Genomic DNA, 17179 nt, shown 5'->3' with positions numbered 1-17179 from the left:
TTAAAATGTCAATTTTGCGATCTGTGATAAACCTATTTTAAACATAAACAAACGAACACGTGTGAAAAATGTTAAATCAGCATGTGGAATCATTGCATCAGAGTGTTTATTCCAGCGATTAATAAATGATGCATCAAATTGCTTACTATACATACATTGTACCTTAATCTGAATATGATTGATCGACTTTAATTGATCGGAAATAAAAGGCATCCTATCAATAAAATCGGAATATTTAAATATTTTACTGTACGAATCTACCGTACTTTGTTGCGTTATGGAATTAGGATTGTGCACATAATGATAAAATGCACGTGCTAAATATCCAATAGACAAATTACTATTGACCATCTGCAAAAAGACAATTTGATCTTCACAATAATCGTGACCTATCGGGAAATGAATATCAAACTCCTTGTAGATCGCATGTCGGACCAATTTATTCCACATAAATCCATGGATCTTCTTCAGAAAAACAGACAGAAAAATAGCAGATTTATCCAATCCCTGTATAGCCGACTGACTGATATACAGTGTTTCTTTATCCGATACTTTTAAATAATCGGCAACAAGTATATCATGCTCTCCAATATGGGCATACATCTCGGCCAACATAGTAGGTGCGATATAATCATCTGCATCAACATGAATTGAATACTTGCCCTTTGCCAGATCAATTCCTTTTTGTCTGACAGCACTAACGCCTGAATTTTCTTGGTGAAAAACACGAATACGGGAGTCTTGCGCTTGATATTGATCGCAAATGTATTTGCTCGAATCGCTAGATCCATCATTGATCAAGAGCACTTCAAAGTCTACAAACGTCTGTTGCAATACAGAATCTAAACAGCGAGAGAGAAATTGCTCGGCATTATAGACAGGAATGATTATAGAAATTTGTGCCATCAGCTACTCCTTGATTTTAGATAATAATGATAAAGTGAAATGGAAACCTTCTTTAAAAGTAAATGCAATTTCAATTTAAAAGGTAACGCCTCCGTTAAAATGGCAGAAAATCTCCAGGTGTTCCAAAGATGAAATCGGCTTGTTACTTCTTTATATAAAAACAAATTCTTTTGACAGGCGTTAGTTTCAAAAACCAGCTTGTTATTACCCTTATCTAGAAAATATTTTTTTCGGTTCTCCAAGGCATCATAATAATCTTGTACACCTTTAAAACTGACTTGAGACATAATACTCCCTCCTCTGATACGATAGAAATAAAGGTTAATAGCCATAAATATAACGCTATCTACGCGATCATAAATGTGATGAATAATAAATTCGTCTTCATGCAATCGTCCTTTTGGATAACTTAAATCTTTCCAAAGCGCAGTTCTATACAATTTATTCCAAGCTACAATCGGAGATACACGATAAGTCTTATCATACAACATATTATTCATCTGTTGTCCAGAATACGAAACCGAATTGATATGGCTAATATGCGATACTTCCACCGCATCTTCAAATTCCTGATAAGTACACATCGCTATGTCGGCATCGCCAATCTGTGAAATCAAAATTTCTATAAATTGCGGATGAACAAGATCATCACTGTCCACAAATGCTATAAATTCACCTTTTGCGCGATGAATACCTGCATTTCTTGCATCGGATAAGCCGCCATTGGTCTTGTGAATAACCTGTATACGAGAATCTAGCTCCGCGTAATAATCACAAATAGCACCACAACCGTCTGGAGAACCATCATCGACTAAAATAATCTCTAAATGAGTATAGGTTTGGCCCACAATAGAATCTACACAATGCTTCAAATAACGCTCAACATTGTATACTGGAACTATGACAGAAACCAAGCCTGTAGTAATTTTATCTGCTAATTCACTATGATGTACCACGCCCTAACCCTTTCTTGATAAATAATTTAATACTACCCATAAGCCGCTTTTTAAAAGGAAGATATCGTGCATACTGAGCCGTCAAATACCGGCGGTCTGTCTCAGTCATATGTCCCTTATGTAATAAAAAATTGCAATAATGCGTGTAAAAGCTATTATTGGTGCTGGGCAATCCTTTTAGAATAACATTAAAATAGACCAAAGCATGGAGTTCTTCTATATACCTCATGCCGGACTTGGAAGCGGAAGAGGTCACATCTTTATCATGTTTGCGAAAATAAGACAGAAACTTGCTGTTGACATAAACCTGTCCCATCAAAGCCATTTCTATCCAAAAAATCCAATCGCCACAAAATCTGTATGCAAGATACTGTTCGGAAACTTGTAAGTAATAATCACGTCTAAATAAGGCCTGACTGGCATTCCAAATCCCATTAAACGGAAGCATTTTAGACTCAATAAAATCTTTCCCAGCCATAATTGTGGAAAAGCCCTTACCTTCGAAATTAGCATAAACCACCTGCGTATTTTCAAAATAAATGTAGGTCTGAGCATAAGCGATCGACACATCTTTACTTAATTCCTGGCCAATAATCTCTTCTAAAAAATTAGCTTCACACCAGTCATCGCTTTCAGCAATCCAGATCCACTCTCCCTTTGCAAGTTCAATTCCTCTCTGCCATTGTTTAAAAGTTGTTCCAGAATTCTCTTCATTAAAAATGATATGCGAAACTTTCGGATGATAACGGTATTTATCAATGATTTCTTTGCTGTTATCTGGAGAACAATCGTCCAAGATAATGACCTCATAATCTTGATACGTCTGATTTAAAACAGAATCAATACGCTGTTCAAGATATTGAGCATGATTATAATTGGGTATAATGACAGAAACTGTGGGCATAACTACTTTAACTTATTAATGCTTTTTAACATCCAAAATATGACGATAAAACGCAAATCTCTTATTTACTAATTCTTGTTCTGAGAAATTCTCCTGAACATATTTATAACCATTACAAGCAATTTTTAAAGCACGTTCCTTATCAGTAATTAATGAAATCATCGCATGTTTAAATTCATTAATATCATCATTTATTAATATTTCCTTTCCATTGCTGACGGCTAAACCTTCACATCCAATGGAAGTGGAAATGACCGGTAGATTTTGCGCCATTGAATAAATAATCTTTGTTCTAATACCACTGCCCATTCGTAAAGGAACAATAACCAAACTGTTTTTATTATGTGCCACTATATCCTCTACAAAACCATCAAAAACTAAATAAGATGTCGACAGTTTATTGATAGATTCTTCACTCCATCTCCCTATGACATGAGTTTTAAGTCCTGTTTTTTCAAAAATATCTTGTGCAATGGTCTCTCGATACCATAATATAGCATCGTAATTGGGTTTATGATCTTCGGGACCTATAAAAACCACCTTCTGAATATCAAAATCAGCTTCCTGAACTTGCTTAAAGAAAGTACCTTGAACAGGAAAAGGGGATACTTTGATGTCAACTTGATCTGCTAATGCTTGTGACAATCTGATTTTGTCTTCTTCACTAAACACAAATATATAATCGTACTTAGCTAAAAGGCCTAATTCTAAGGTTTTTGTTAGATTTCTTTTATAAATTTCGAAATTTGTAACGGGTAGTTTGGATGATTCTAACCGAGCAAACTGAATCTCGTGCTCAACAAATATTTTTTTGATATGCTGAGGTAGAGATTCCACGATATTTAAAAAACCATTATGTTCGACCTGAATAAGATCTGGAGATACGGACGTAATAACCTGACCTACTCGATCAATAAGCTGAGGTTCTAAATTGGTAAAAAAGGGCGCATCTCGCTCGTAATCATCATAAGGGACATGTGCAACTTCCTTATTTCTACGATTTCTGAAAATAGAACTTATAAAATTTAAAGAGCTCCAGATGAATTGTTTTATCATCTGAAATAATCCTACCTTCGGTGATCTTCGATCAATAATGTGCACTTGAGCAGCGGTCAACTTTTCTCTAAATTGTTGTGCATATGTCATCATCTCCTCATTATAAGCGACAACGACATAATGAAGATCGACCATATTTTGCACTTTTTCGGCAAACACATACTGCGAAATTTTTCCGCCTTCGTTTAAAGGATACGGGATATGCGAAGTAAGCACCAATAGTTTAATTTTCATCGTTGTATATCGGTATTAAAATATGGAAAATAATCGAGCGTATAATCTAAATTACAATTGCGTTCAGAAATTTTCTTAGCGGGCGATCCCACATAAATGCCATAGGCATCTAACGATTTGGTAACTAACGAATTTGCACCAACAACAGAACCCTCCCCTAAAATAACTCCGGGCAAGATAATGGATCGAAATCCGGTCCACACATAATCTTTCAAAACTACATCTTGACTAAAGGCTGAAAAATCCGTTGAGCGTGGATCATGAGACATGGTAAGTATATTGGTTTCTTGCGAAACGCTCACATTATTTCCTATCCGTATAGATGCAACACGCCCGTCAAAGTAGACCTTGCGATTAATGACAGTATGATCTCCTATCACAATATGATTACCTGCAAAAAAACAGCCCATACCTATGGAAGTATGCTGGCCTATACTAATTTTTAAAACCTTTCGTAAATACCATAATCGCAACTTATGACTTGGGAAAAAGCTTGCAAAAGAATTATAAACATAAAACTTTAATGCCAATAAAAAAGCAGAACCTCGAAGTTTCTCAAACATAGCAGTAAAATTAAAATCTTAGAATTTTCATTTTTCTTAAAGTCTTAATAATGCGCGAATTTTCGAAATGACTTAATCTGGTGAATAAGCTGTTTTGCTCCTCTTCACTATATTTAAAGTTGCTATAGCCCTCATCAATAACACGACAACGTTCCTTTTGTAGAAAATCATTATTATCTATATTGCTACTAATGCCATTTCTATCGTAATAACTAATGGGTAAATCAAGATGTTTATAAGTACAGTTAAATTTAAAGATAGCATCTAAAAAGAATTTCCAATCCGAAACCATCCGAAGTGATTCATCATAAAGACCATGCTTCAACAATATATCCCTCTTTATAAAAGAAGACTGATGAGGTAATGAGTATTTAAACGCAAGAAAATTAAAGGTAATCAGATCTGGGAAATTTTCTCTTTGAATATGATTTTCACTAAATACTTGATACCAGTCTCCATAAATAATATCGTACGTATGCAACCTTTGCATAATCATAGCGACAACGTCTTCAACAAGTTTATCACCACTATTTAAAAACAGTAAGTATTCACCTTGAGCCGCGCGAATTCCTTTATTCATCGCATTATAAATACCTTTATCAGACTCGGAGACCCAATAATTAATTTGATCTGTATTTTGAAGAATCAGTTCCTTGCTACCATCACTTGAATTTCCATCAATAACGATATATTCAAAATCCTTACAGAATTGACCAAAAACAGAATCCAATGTTTTTTGGAGTCCTTCTCTATTATTATAGTTAATCGTAATTATCGAAAGTTTCATCACTATTATTTAAATTAATCTAAAATGATCAGACCGCGATCGGAATACACAAATGTATTTCCATTTGCTGTGAGCTTACCATCAATATTAATCTTCAATCGGTTTTCCAACAGATAGAGGTATTCAACGTTTGGATGAGTGAGTGCCAGCTCTAAATAAAATGTTCCTGAAGTTATATTTTCAGGAAAATGAATCTCTTCTATAAGTCTGTGTTCGCCAATCGTGTAAGTATTCAAAATTCCGCAGGAATGAGTCGGGCTAAAAAAAGCAACAGGAACATCATTATTGTCGTACAATTTAGCTTCAAACGCAATCTGTCTTTCCACTAAATTGTCAAAAATAAATGCGATTGTCAGTATGCCTCCAGCAACAATGTTTAATTCTGCTGTATCGCTATTATTGAAGAGAATCTCTTTTATTTGAATCCCCTTAATTACATCTTTTTTATAAACGAATGCCCCGCTATAACTATTCAAATTCGCCTCATTATACTTACTAATGGTTTCATTTATCTCGCCTGTATACTGGACTTGACCATTTTGCATAAATATTCCAGAGTTACATAAAGATTTAACCGCAGCCATATTATGACTTACAAATAAAACCGTACGGCCTTCTCCTTTAGAAACATCGCCCATTTTTCCTAAGCATTTTTTCTGAAACTCAGCATCACCTACTGCCAGAACCTCATCAACGATCAAAATTTCAGATTCCAGGTGAGCTGCAACTGCAAATGCTAAACGAACATACATACCCGAAGAATAGCGTTTTACTGGCGTATCAATGTAACGCTCCACTCCTGAAAAATCGACTATTTCATCAAATTTTCGAGTAATTTCTCTCTTCGTCATACCTAAAATCGCTCCATTTAGATAAATATTCTCCCGTCCAGTCATTTCTGGATGAAATCCCGTACCGACCTCCAACAATGAAGCAATGCGTCCGTTATAACGGATTTCGCCAGTAGTCGGTTTTGTAACACGCGACAGCAACTTCAACAAAGTGGATTTACCTGCACCATTACGACCGATTATGCCGACTGCATCACCTTGTTCGATCTGAAAACTAATATCACGTAATGCCCAAACATAGTCTGAATCTCCTTTTACTGTGCGATCATTTGCTTCCCCTACTTTCAGATAAGGATCTTCTTTTCCGCGTATTTTGTGCCAAAAACGATTTAAATCGTGGCTTAAAGTTCCTGTTCCAACCTGACCTAAACGATATTGCTTTGATATATCAACCGTTTCTAAAGCTATATTCTTTTTCATCAATTCCTGTTCTATAACTGTTTAAATGGTATCCATAAATCCTCGTTGCACTTTGTTAAATACAAAAGTCCCTATCACTAAAACAAATGCAATAATTACTGTTGGATAGATGAGTAACGAAATATTAAATTCTCCTACACCCAAATAGGCATGTTTAAAACATTCAAAAATTCCTGTCAATGGATTTAACGCTACAATTGGTTTTAAACGATCCGGCATTGCCGAAATTGGATAGATGACAGGCGTCGCGTACATAAATAGCTGTACACCGAACGCTAGCAACATCGTCATATCTTTATATTTAGTGGTAAGCGAAGAAAATATCATACCTACTCCTAATGCAAACGCTGCCATAAGCAAAACAATAAATGGCGTCATTAAGATCCATAAATTAGGTTGTAACTCTCCTCCAATGGTATAATAGATGACGACTCCCACGAGTAATAAAAATTGAACTCCAAATTGCATTAAATTGGATGTCACAATCGCTAAAGGCATAATAAGTCTTGGAAAATATACCTTTCCAAAAATGGCCGCATTGGTATTGAAAACAGTTGATGTTGCTGTAACACTCACTGAAAAATAATTCCATAGCACGATCCCTGAAAGATAAAATGCTACAGGAGGCGCTCCATCTGTCGATATCTTTGCAATACTACCGAACACAAATGTGTAAATAATCGTCGTAAAAATAGGATTTAAAAAAAACCAAATTGGACCTAAAATTGTTTGCTTAAAATAGGTGACGAAATCTCTTTTAACCAATAAAAATAGCAAATCTCTATAATTCCAAACTTCGCGTAGATTAACGGATAACAAACTCTCTTCAGGTTTGATAATCGATGACCACTGATTTTTTTCTGAATTGATTTCGACTTGATTAACTGATTCCTTCATGTGTATTTTATTTTTTTTAATATCAAATAGGAAGTACTTATCCAACTTTGATTTTATTAAAATTCTTCATTTATTTAGCATAAATTTTGCTGAAAATAGATTGTTATATAGCAGGTAAGCTTATATTTCCGTAAAGCTTATATAAGCTATTAATTCTTTTGTTAGATTCTTATGTTGCAAATATCAGAGCAAGAAATCTTCTAAGAATCAATATGAATGTGGTTATAAAAATAAAAAAAACGGCACCAACAATAGCAAATTTAATCTTACCGACTTGCGTTTTGCTTAAGGGAAACTTTGGCTCATCTATAATTTCAATTAGTGGTGCTTCGCGCAAAGAAGTCATTTTTGCCAGCTCCAAATTTTGCACCAATTGGCCGAGAATGGCCTTATTGGTTTCAGCAGAAAATTGAGATAGTTGTGTCGGTATTGCGCGTTGTGCTAATCTGGTAGGATTCATATTTGGTGTAGCATCTGCCACTACTGCAGCTCTCGATATAGCACCGTTCATCACAGCGCGTACCGAATCAGCTTTATACTGCAAAATTTTAATGTTATCGACAGATTTTTTAATTTTAGTCTGAACATAAAAATCATTGACCTCCCTAACCAAAGCTTCGTTAAATTCTTTTGAAAATATCTCATCATTAGAGGTAACCTCAACTTTTAAAATCGACAACTTCTTATCTAATTTATCAACTTTTAAATGATTCTTTGTGATTTCTCCAATGACACGACTCATAATACTATCTCGCAGACGTAATTCATTACCACTAAATTTCTTTTTAAAATCAACGATTAGTTTATTTTCGTTTTGACTTTTAACGTCCTTCTTTCCTAGCGATAGATATGTATCAATCAGCAACTTACTGGTATCAGAAGGTGAAACTTTCAAAAGGGTAGCCTCAAGCATTTTTCTGGATTTATAAAATTCAAGTAAATTATCCCCTTGAAAAATATTACCATTTGTTCCTCCAAGATCGATACCCATCATAGAAGCAACTCCTGCATACTGAGATAGCGCACCGCCCCCAGCACCCTCTGATGACTCTAATACAAAAGTAGTTATTGCTGTATAAGATGGCTTCTTTGATTTAGCATACATAAAACCTAAAACTCCACCTATTATACCAACTGCTGCTAAAAGGTACCATTTGGAGACTAAGTATTTAAACCAATAATGTATTTTAAGAAACAATTCTTTCAATGTGATTTCATCCTTAGAATTTTGAGTTGTGTGATTTCCCGATTCCATTAATCTTAATTTCTTAAAAGACTGACAATAATAGCTGCTAAAGAAGCAATACCTGTACCTAACCCTACCCAAGCCTGCACATTCATTTTCTCTCGAGGAGCACGTTTTGGAACTACGATCTCCGCTCCTGGTTTTACTTCGGGATATGCACCATCTTTTCCTTTAACCGCTCCATTCGCATACTGAACAAAGACCCTTTTCTTTAAGGCATTGTCGGTAAAACCGCCTGCTTGATTGACATAATATTTTAAGCTTTTACCCTTGACATAAACCACATTATTAGGGTTCAATACTTCACCCATTACCTTAACCGTTTCCAACTCCTTAGGTACTGTAATAATATCACCATCTAAGACCAATAAATCTCCTCGCTGATGCGGATTAATAAGTATTTTATTCAATTCGATACCGACTAAATCACTTGGCTCAATTTCGGTAGCCGAAGCGCCCTGCTGCTGTGACACCTTTGCTAATGCACTATTCTTAGCATTGGCATTAACGGCTGTTGTTTCTTTATCAAATTCATCCTCCGATTCAACTTCTTCAACGGAATCTTTTGCCATTTCCTTTTTTAGACGTTCTTTTTCTTTTTTCTCTTCGGCCTTTAATTTAGAAACTCCGGTACGTTTTAGCGATGCTCCTTCTGTGTAGGCATAAGATGTTAAACCTCCAGCGCGCTTAATGATATCGGAAATGCGCTCATCTTCTCTTGAAATGGTATAGATACCCGGAAATAAAACTTCTCCCTCAATCTTTACTTGTCTTTGGGTTCGGAAACCGGCGTCACCTAATACCGTGATGACATCATAAGGTTGTAATTCGACGTTCAAATCCGATACAATACCGTCTTTAATATCGACTTGGATGGTTTGTGAAGAACTTGGATCGCTGACATCGCGATTTTTTAATCGTCGCGCAATCTCAATGCGTGCATTTTTAGCGGCTTCATTTAATCCGCCTGCTTTTTGGATCAGATCGCCCAATGTCGCATTGCTCGCAAAAGGAAAATCACCGGGCAAACGTACTTCACCTTGTACCGTAAATTTATATTCATCTCTTAAATCGAAAATAGAAGCAATCTCTACTTTATCTTCTCTTTTTAACGGAATATCTGCAACAGTTCCAGCTAATACTTCGCGAACATTGAAATTGATCAACTCGGCTGTGTTATCTGCTCTTAGTCTGTTAATAATGCCTCGCTCTAAAAAGGCATCTTCACGGACACCATCTGCTTGTTCTATTAATTGCTTCAACGTCATACCTGGCTCCATACCGTATAAACCTGGACGGAAGACCGCGCCCAAAATACTGATACGATTGGCAAAACGCTCTAAGATAGGCTCTACAATAAACTGATCCCCTGCTTTGGGACTGTAATCGGCAAACTGATCGGCATAAATATCTTTGACACTGCGTTCCTTATCGGTCTTTTGCAATACTTTAATCTTGGCGGTATAGGCATCTTCGCTAAAGCCGCCTGCATACTTTACTAAATCCAATAAAGATTCGCCGGATACGGTCTCAAAGATGGCAGGTCGTTTCACCTCACCTTCAAACTGCACACGACTGCCGTATACTGGGATATGAATAATATCCTGATCTTGTAAACGAATATTACCCCGTTGGATCCCATTCGCTAAAAAGTCATATAAATCAATGGTAGTCACCACCTGATTGTTACGGATCACTTGAATCTGACGATATGTGCCATTTTCACCTGGACCGCCTGAAGCATATAAAGCATTGAAAACCGTCGCTAGAGATGGTAAAGTATAGGTGCCCGGTTTGGTCACTGCTCCGGTGAGTGTAATGCGGATACTCCGAATATTACCAATATTGACATCCACATGCGTATTGCCTGAGCGAATGGCAGGATAGGTACTGCTCAAGCGAGATTGAATCTTGTTTTTTGCAGCTGAAACCGATAAACCTGAGACCGCAATCTTGCCGACATACTCCACCGTTATATTTCCGTCTGGGCTGACCGGCAATTTATAGGAGGCTTCATTATCTCCAGAAATGTCTAATAGTATCTCATCATCAGGTCCAATAATATAAGAGCTTGGCGTCGCCATACGCAAATTGGGCTCAAATGTAATATCACTATTTTTGAAAAGATCTGAACCAAATACTTTTAATTTATTTTCATCGATCTCTAAGGAGTCCTGAGGTAATTTTTTATTTTTTAAAGAATCTTGCTGCGCAGCGCCATTGACCTGACGGCCAGTAGTCGCATTTCCTGCCGGTTGCCTTGCATCTAAATTTTTAGGCTGTTGCTTATTGCGTTTGATTTTCTGTAAACGGTCTTTCAGCTTTTGAGCTTCGACAGCTGATACACCTTGAGCACGTGCAAATCCATCCAATTGTGACTCACTATAGCCCATTAATTCAGCACGCTTCACATATTGCTCAATCTGAGCATCCGTTAAATCGTCCACTTTAATATTTGCTGGATTGGTTTGTGCTTGTACCGAAACCATTAGGCTCATGACAAACAACCACAATATTACTCTTCTCATTCTATACAGTGCAATTTTCACAAAAGTAGGTAAATTTATTTAATTAAGAGATTGAGATACTCCCCGTATCCGGATTTACGCAACGGTTCGGCAATTTTTAACAATTGCGCTTTATCGATATACCCCATACGATAAGCCACTTCTTCAATCGATCCAATCTTCATCCCTTGACGCTCCTCGATGACCTGTACAAACTGTGCCGCTTGCATGAGGGACTGAATAGTACCCGTATCCAACCAAGCTGTGCCGCGATCAAAAACTGCCACATGAAGCTTTTCTCGCTCCAAGTAGACTTTGTTAATATCGGTAATTTCCAATTCCCCTCTGGGTGATGGTTTAATTTCTTTGGCTATCTGAACCACATCATTATCGTAAAAATATAATCCTGGAATGGCAAAGTTTGACTTTGGTGCTACCGGTTTTTCTTCTATCGAAATGGCTTTTTTATCTTGGTCAAACTCAACCACGCCATAGCGCTCGGGATCGTTGACCTGATAAGCAAACACCATCCCGCCCTCAATATCTACACAGGACTGTAAGTGCTTAGACATACCCGAACCATAGAAAATATTATCTCCCAAGATTAAAGCCACCTTATCATCACCAATAAACTCTTCTCCTAATATAAAGGCTTGCGCCAGTCCATCAGGACTAGGCTGTTCGATATATTCAAATCGGCAGCCCAACTGCGAACCATCTCCCAACAGTCTTTTAAACTGCGGCAGATCTTGAGGTGTCGAAATAATGAGGATCTCACTGATCCCAGCTAACATCAAGGTGGATAGTGGATAATAGATCATGGGTTTATCGTACACGGGCATCAACTGCTTGCTCACCGCCAATGTCATGGGATGCAAACGTGTTCCTGATCCTCCTGCTAGTATAATTCCTTTCATTTTTTTAAATTTAGTGACGTAGTGACTAGTAAAGTAGTAACGCAGTCTTTTTTAGTGACGTAATAATTAGTGACGTAGTGACTAGTAAAGTAGTAACGCAGTCTTTTTTAGTGACGTAATAATTAGTGACGTAGTGACTAGTAAAGTAGTAACGCAGTCTTTTTTAGTGACGTAATAATTAGTGACGTAGTTTCTCTTAGTAACATAGTGACTAGTCAAGTAGTGACGTAGTGACATTAGTATATTTTATTTTTAATATTTTCTATTAACTTCAACAACATTCTTCTCAGTTGTATATTTTCTTCTAAAATAGAATCGATATCAACGGAATAATCTAATAATTTAGCTATTTCAATTTGGGTTTCAATTTCACTCAGTGAACCTAATGCAATATATAAGAATTGAAGAAATTCTTTAGCAGATCTTCTGGCTGCTCCTTCTGCAATATTACTTGGAACTGAAACGGCAGCTCTTCGAATTTGACTGGTCAAACCAAATTTTTCAACCTCTGGAAAACATTGAGATAGGTCATATATAGTTTTAACATATAAAAGAGAACGCTGATATACAATTAAATCTTTATGACTCCTCATTTCTTATCCTTTTAATTTGTGCAATGTTACTTGTTACTTTGTTACTTGTTACTTTGTTACTTGTTACTTTGTTACTTGTTACTTTGTTACTTGTTACTTTGTTACTTGTTACTTTGTTACTTGTTACTTTGTTACTTGTTACTTGTTACTTAATCACCTGTTAATTAATCGCTTCGTCACTCAAACATTTCACAAGGCTGTCTTTCCAAAATGGCACTTCTACTCCAAATGTCGCTTTAATCTTTGTTTTATTTAACAACGAATAATTGGGTCGCTTTGCAGGTGTGGGATAGGCTGTCGTGGGAATTGCATTGATTTCACACTCGAGTCCTTTGAGATCGCGAATGGCAACAGCAAAATCATACCAGCTGATCTCGCCTTCATTGCTATAATGATAAACCCCACCTTGCCAACTTTCTCCATCAACAATATGGACGATCGCTTTTGCTAGATCTGCTGCTGAGGTCGGTGAACCGATCTGATCGTTGATCACAGATATCGAATCACGCTCGGATAGCAGACGTAACATCGTCTTAACAAAGTTTTTTCCAAAAGTGGAGTACACCCATGAGGTACGGATAATAATCGCTTCGGGGCACCATTTCTGAATCGCCTGCTCTCCTTGTAACTTGGTCTGTCCATATACATTGATGGGATGCACGGGTGCGTCTTCTGTTAGCGCCATACGGCTATTTCCATCGAATACATAATCGGTTGAAATGGCGATCAACTTGGTGCCATGTACATGACAATACTGCGCAATCTCTTCCGAAGCCAGGTGATTGACCTGATCAGCAAGATCGGGTTCGGATTCGGCCTGATCGACAGCGGTATATGCTCCAGCATGGATAATCACATCGGGCTGATACATCCCCAGAATATCTTGAATAATAAAGGTCTGATCCAGCGGAAGCTGCTTGCGATCTAAAAAGAAACATTCTTTTTCGGCATCATGTTCCAACAGCACTTTTAATTCCTGCCCCAGCTGTCCTGATGCGCCTGTAATAACGATCCGTTGCTTTTGATTAACCGATTCCATTTTTATTTTTAAATGCTGTAAAGGATTGTGCTTGTTCATCTTTTTGGGAAAGGATCATATCTTCCCTTGGAACTTGCCAATCAATACCTATTGTTGTATCTAACGGATGAACACCGTCTTCTGCTACTTGATGATAATAATTATCACATTTGTAAAACACCACTGCACTATCGGATAAGACCGAAAATCCGTGTAAAAATCCACGTGGAACATACAGTTGTCTCTTATTCTCTGCGGACAATTCTACTGCGACAGATTGGCCATAAGTGTCCGATCCGGGACGCACGTCTACCGCAACATCCAATACTTTTCCTTCGAGTACACGCACCAACTTCGCTTGCCCATATTCACCTGCTTGCATATGCAATCCACGGACTACGCCATACTGGGATTGGGATTGGTTATCTTGTACAAATGGGGGTTTAGCGCCTACAATCTGCTCAAACTTTCGGTCATTGAAGGCTTCGAAAAAGTATCCTCTTTCATCTTCAATTATAGTGGGCTCTAAAATAAAGCAGCCTTTTAATTTTGTTTCTTGGAATTTCATTGTTTGTTTTTTTAGTGACATAGTAACGCTAGTTAACTAGTAACGTTGTTATTTTTAGTGACCTAGTACTCGTCACTTCTTTACTTGTTACTTCGTTACTTGTTACTTCTTTACTTGTTACTCGGTCACGTATTTACTATCTAACCTTTATACTGCTGATCGTAATATTTCTGATAATCTCCTGAGGTGACATTGTCCAGCCACTCTTGATTATTTAAAAACCAGTCGATGGTTTTGGATAGCCCTTGTTCGAAAGTGACGGAAGGATACCAGCCTAATTCTTGATTGATCTTGGTGGCATCGATGGCGTAACGTAAATCGTGACCAGGACGATCTTTCACAAAAGTGATCAATTGCTCCGCAGTTCCTACTGGTCGACCTAATTTTTCATCTACCTGCTTACACAGTTCTTTGACCAAATCGATATTCTGCCATTCGTTAAATCCGCCAACATTGTACGAGTCGCCATTCTTTCCTTCATGAAAAACGATATCAATAGCGGTTGCATGATCGATCACAAATAACCAATCGCGGGTGTACTGACCATCGCCATAGATCGGTAAGGGTTGATGGTTTAAGATATTGTGAATACATAGCGGAATCAGTTTCTCCGGGAAATGATTGGGTCCATAATTGTTGGAGCAATTGGTCAGTACCATCGGTAAGCCATAAGTATCATGGTATGCCCGAACAAAATGATCGGAACTGGCTTTGGAGGCTGAATAAGGGGAATGTGGATCGTAAGCGGTTTTCTCTGTGAATAATCCTTCTGCTCCTAATGCACCAAATACCTCATCGGTAGAAACATGATGAAAACGTTTTCCTGCGAAGTTATCTTTCCAGGTTTCACGGGCAGCATTTAGTAAATTGACCGTACCAATAACATTGGTCATCACAAATGCGGAAGGATCTGCAATGGAGCGATCGACATGAGACTCTGCTGCCAGATGGATCACACCATCAGGTTGAAATGTGGTGAAAATACGAAACATGGCCGCAGCGTCGGTAATATCTTCCTTAACAAACGTGTAATTGGGTCTATCTTCGATATCCCGTAAATTTTCAAGATTGCCGGCATAGGTCAATGCATCTAAATTGACAATATGGTAATCTGGATATTTATGTACAAAAGTGCGGACTACATGCGAACCTATAAAACCCGCTCCACCTGTAATAATGATCGTTTTAGTCATCATGATGTGCAAATATTTCTTAACAGCTTAAAACCCCCTAACTGTAATTAAGGGAATAGCATCAAAAGTAATAAGATTTTATGAACAAACAATAAAGCGAGATGAGTAAAACCGACTACAATAGTTAGCCTGGACGATGACAACCGCTCTAATGATTGCTCTGCTGATGGTACAAACCAGAAATGGGTACCATAACCTGAAAAGGCCTGGTCTTTCCGCCTTCAAAGTGAAGTTTACCAGAAATACAAGTCGGAACTCCGGTCAAGTCGAGCTTGCTCAATGCTTTATTGGTCAACTTGTAACGGATAGAGACTTCGGGCTTGGGCAATAATTCAGAATGAAATGGAAGTGAAAGCGATTGATCAAGCTGGATATGTAGATCGGGATGTTTGACAGAAACACGTTTTAATGTAGCATGCTTTAATTTTTGATTGTGACTGGAGGTATGGATCACAATCACCCCACTCTTCACCGTCCGGTCGCCACTGTACTGTCCCGGATGTTCTTGAAAAAGATAGCTCACGGACATAGCGCCATGCTGGGCCAATTGGTTTTTCATTTGCTTTGCGTTCCAGAAATAATAAATGCCTATTAACAATAGGGCGATCAATGGGATAAATAGCATAGTGGTTTAAGGATTAAAAAGTAAAATGGTGACGCAGTGAACAAGTAACGTAGTGACCAAGTAACGGGTGAACGGCTACTTTGTATTGCAATCACCTATATTATTAACGTCGTGAAGTTTAACATCGTATCGAATCAAATTGTTTTCATAAACTTTTCACTTCAACTAAAAACTGTTTCTGTTAAGATGATGAAATACTGCAGTACCTCAGATCACAAATATAGCTGCTGAACATGAAGCAAATCATTATTTAATATTAAATCATCAGCATGGATTCATCTTTTAATGCTCCAGATATCGCGATGTGGATCTGTTGTTGAAACATAAAAATAGTGCCTTGACAAGCAAGGCACTAAGCAACTAAATCATAATTTGGAAACAAACTAGGTTAATGGAATATCGGTAGATCCAACTGCTGGATATGGACTTCTTCTTCGTGCTGATAGACATTTTCGATGGGCATGCTCATTTTGAAAGGAACCCGGTCGCCGCCCTTCAGGTTTAATACACCAGACAACAACACTTGACAACCTAAAAGATCGACGCTCTGCCGATCTGAAGTGATTCGAAAACGGACCGAAATCGCTAATCCTTGATCTTTATTTTCTACAAAGGGGATAATGGCGGACTGATTTAATTTGACCGATACGCCTCTATAATATATCTTAACTTTTCTAATCACAACGGCCCTGAGCTGCTCATCCTTGCGGGATGCATTGAAAATAAGGGATCCGTAACGACTTTTGAGATTGCCGCTATACTGACCTGCGTGATCTTGGATACGGTACTGAGCACTTAATATAACGTGCTCTTCAAACTGTGAACGCCTGTACTTGCCCTGATATATATAGTATAGCAGACAGGCAGCAAGGGAAACTAAAATAACAACATAAATCATCATACCTCGTATATGTTAAACAATAAAACAAAATCTTTGT

17 protein-coding genes are annotated in these 17179 nt (G+C 37.5%); all 17 read right to left on the bottom strand.

Going from position 1 to position 17179, the window contains the following annotated elements:
* Entirely contained in the window at nt 1-906 is a 906-nt protein-coding gene (locus MUB18_RS05895; RefSeq protein WP_248755252.1) for a glycosyltransferase family 2 protein, read from the bottom strand.
* Nucleotides 906-1862: a glycosyltransferase family 2 protein gene (locus MUB18_RS05890; RefSeq protein WP_248755251.1), complete on the bottom strand. Its 957-nt coding sequence runs from the start codon at nt 1860-1862 to the stop codon at nt 906-908. Before MUB18_RS05890 ends, MUB18_RS05895 begins: the two co-directional genes overlap by 1 nt.
* On the bottom strand, nt 1849-2766 hold the full coding sequence (locus MUB18_RS05885; protein WP_248755250.1) for a glycosyltransferase family 2 protein: 918 nt from the start codon (nt 2764-2766) through the stop codon (nt 1849-1851). Before MUB18_RS05885 ends, MUB18_RS05890 begins: the two co-directional genes overlap by 14 nt.
* Nucleotides 2767-2781: 15 nt before the next feature.
* A complete protein-coding gene (locus MUB18_RS05880; protein WP_248755249.1) occupies nt 2782-4056 on the bottom strand; it encodes a glycosyltransferase in 1275 nt (424 codons plus the stop codon).
* Nucleotides 4053-4619, bottom strand: coding sequence for an acyltransferase (locus tag MUB18_RS05875; protein WP_248755248.1), 567 nt, complete (start codon nt 4617-4619; stop codon nt 4053-4055). The genes MUB18_RS05880 and MUB18_RS05875 overlap by 4 nt, the downstream gene beginning before the upstream one ends.
* A 10-nt stretch (nt 4620-4629) precedes the next feature.
* Nucleotides 4630-5406: a glycosyltransferase family 2 protein gene (locus MUB18_RS05870; RefSeq protein ID WP_248755247.1), complete on the bottom strand. Its 777-nt coding sequence runs from the start codon at nt 5404-5406 to the stop codon at nt 4630-4632.
* Nucleotides 5407-5420: 14 nt separating this feature from the next.
* Nucleotides 5421-6677: an ABC transporter ATP-binding protein gene (locus MUB18_RS05865; protein ID WP_248755246.1), complete on the bottom strand. Its 1257-nt coding sequence runs from the start codon at nt 6675-6677 to the stop codon at nt 5421-5423.
* Nucleotides 6678-6698: 21 nt separating this feature from the next.
* Nucleotides 6699-7574 (bottom strand): ABC transporter permease, encoded by an 876-nt coding sequence (locus MUB18_RS05860; protein WP_248755245.1) that lies wholly within the window; start codon nt 7572-7574, stop codon nt 6699-6701.
* Nucleotides 7575-7743: 169 nt separating this feature from the next.
* A complete protein-coding gene (locus MUB18_RS05855; protein ID WP_248755244.1) occupies nt 7744-8829 on the bottom strand; it encodes a lipopolysaccharide biosynthesis protein in 1086 nt (361 codons plus the stop codon).
* Between the two features lie 5 nt (nt 8830-8834).
* The gene (locus tag MUB18_RS05850; RefSeq protein WP_248755243.1) at nt 8835-11348 is read right to left on the bottom strand and encodes an SLBB domain-containing protein; all 2514 of its coding nucleotides are present in this window, start codon (nt 11346-11348) and stop codon (nt 8835-8837) included.
* 35 nt (nt 11349-11383) lie between these two features.
* A complete protein-coding gene (gene rfbA, locus MUB18_RS05845) occupies nt 11384-12244 on the bottom strand; it encodes a glucose-1-phosphate thymidylyltransferase RfbA (RefSeq protein ID WP_248755242.1) in 861 nt (286 codons plus the stop codon).
* A 236-nt stretch (nt 12245-12480) separates the two neighbouring features.
* Nucleotides 12481-12837: a four helix bundle protein gene (locus MUB18_RS05840; RefSeq protein WP_248755241.1), complete on the bottom strand. Its 357-nt coding sequence runs from the start codon at nt 12835-12837 to the stop codon at nt 12481-12483.
* 160 nt (nt 12838-12997) lie between these two features.
* A complete protein-coding gene (gene rfbD / locus MUB18_RS05835; protein ID WP_248755240.1) occupies nt 12998-13915 on the bottom strand; it encodes a dTDP-4-dehydrorhamnose reductase in 918 nt (305 codons plus the stop codon).
* Nucleotides 13863-14423 carry a dTDP-4-dehydrorhamnose 3,5-epimerase gene (rfbC, locus tag MUB18_RS05830; protein ID WP_248755239.1) on the bottom strand — a complete coding sequence of 187 codons (561 nt, stop codon included), beginning with the start codon at nt 14421-14423 and terminating at the stop codon, nt 13863-13865. The genes rfbD and rfbC overlap by 53 nt, the downstream gene beginning before the upstream one ends.
* A 140-nt stretch (nt 14424-14563) precedes the next feature.
* On the bottom strand, nt 14564-15616 hold the full coding sequence (rfbB, locus tag MUB18_RS05825) for a dTDP-glucose 4,6-dehydratase (protein WP_248755923.1): 1053 nt from the start codon (nt 15614-15616) through the stop codon (nt 14564-14566).
* A gap of 148 nt (nt 15617-15764) precedes the next feature.
* Nucleotides 15765-16175 carry a hypothetical protein gene (locus tag MUB18_RS05820; protein ID WP_248755238.1) on the bottom strand — a complete coding sequence of 137 codons (411 nt, stop codon included), beginning with the start codon at nt 16173-16175 and terminating at the stop codon, nt 15765-15767.
* A 454-nt stretch (nt 16176-16629) separates the two neighbouring features.
* A complete protein-coding gene (locus MUB18_RS05815) occupies nt 16630-17142 on the bottom strand; it encodes a hypothetical protein (protein ID WP_248755237.1) in 513 nt (170 codons plus the stop codon).
* Nucleotides 17143-17179 lie beyond the last annotated feature (37 nt).

It is taken from the genome of Sphingobacterium sp. PCS056 (assembly GCF_023273895.1).
Taxonomy (GTDB): Bacteria; Bacteroidota; Bacteroidia; order Sphingobacteriales; family Sphingobacteriaceae; genus Sphingobacterium.
Note: the sequence above shows the minus strand (reverse complement) of the source record. Positions and strands in the feature narration are given on the sequence as shown.

What these genes read in the sequence shown, in the direction of transcription:
- MUB18_RS05895 (WP_248755252.1), bottom strand. Translation starts at nt 906, where the DNA reads ATGGCACAAATTTCTATAATCATTCCTGTCTATAATGCCGAGCAATTT.
- MUB18_RS05885 (WP_248755250.1), bottom strand. Translation starts at nt 2,766, where the DNA reads ATGCCCACAGTTTCTGTCATTATACCCAATTATAATCATGCTCAATAT.
- MUB18_RS05880 (WP_248755249.1), bottom strand. Translation starts at nt 4,056, where the DNA reads ATGAAAATTAAACTATTGGTGCTTACTTCGCATATCCCGTATCCTTTA.
- MUB18_RS05875 (WP_248755248.1), bottom strand. Translation starts at nt 4,619, where the DNA reads ATGTTTGAGAAACTTCGAGGTTCTGCTTTTTTATTGGCATTAAAGTTT.
- MUB18_RS05870 (WP_248755247.1), bottom strand. Translation starts at nt 5,406, where the DNA reads ATGAAACTTTCGATAATTACGATTAACTATAATAATAGAGAAGGACTC.
- MUB18_RS05865 (WP_248755246.1), bottom strand. Translation starts at nt 6,677, where the DNA reads ATGAAAAAGAATATAGCTTTAGAAACGGTTGATATATCAAAGCAATAT.
- MUB18_RS05860 (WP_248755245.1), bottom strand. Translation starts at nt 7,574, where the DNA reads ATGAAGGAATCAGTTAATCAAGTCGAAATCAATTCAGAAAAAAATCAG.
- MUB18_RS05855 (WP_248755244.1), bottom strand. Translation starts at nt 8,829, where the DNA reads ATGGAATCGGGAAATCACACAACTCAAAATTCTAAGGATGAAATCACA.
- MUB18_RS05850 (WP_248755243.1), bottom strand. Translation starts at nt 11,348, where the DNA reads ATGAGAAGAGTAATATTGTGGTTGTTTGTCATGAGCCTAATGGTTTCG.
- rfbA (WP_248755242.1), bottom strand. Translation starts at nt 12,244, where the DNA reads ATGAAAGGAATTATACTAGCAGGAGGATCAGGAACACGTTTGCATCCC.
- MUB18_RS05840 (WP_248755241.1), bottom strand. Translation starts at nt 12,837, where the DNA reads ATGAGGAGTCATAAAGATTTAATTGTATATCAGCGTTCTCTTTTATAT.
- rfbD (WP_248755240.1), bottom strand. Translation starts at nt 13,915, where the DNA reads ATGAACAAGCACAATCCTTTACAGCATTTAAAAATAAAAATGGAATCG.
- rfbC (WP_248755239.1), bottom strand. Translation starts at nt 14,423, where the DNA reads ATGAAATTCCAAGAAACAAAATTAAAAGGCTGCTTTATTTTAGAGCCC.
- rfbB (WP_248755923.1), bottom strand. Translation starts at nt 15,616, where the DNA reads ATGACTAAAACGATCATTATTACAGGTGGAGCGGGTTTTATAGGTTCG.
- MUB18_RS05820 (WP_248755238.1), bottom strand. Translation starts at nt 16,175, where the DNA reads ATGAAAAACCAATTGGCCCAGCATGGCGCTATGTCCGTGAGCTATCTT.
- MUB18_RS05815 (WP_248755237.1), bottom strand. Translation starts at nt 17,142, where the DNA reads ATGATGATTTATGTTGTTATTTTAGTTTCCCTTGCTGCCTGTCTGCTA.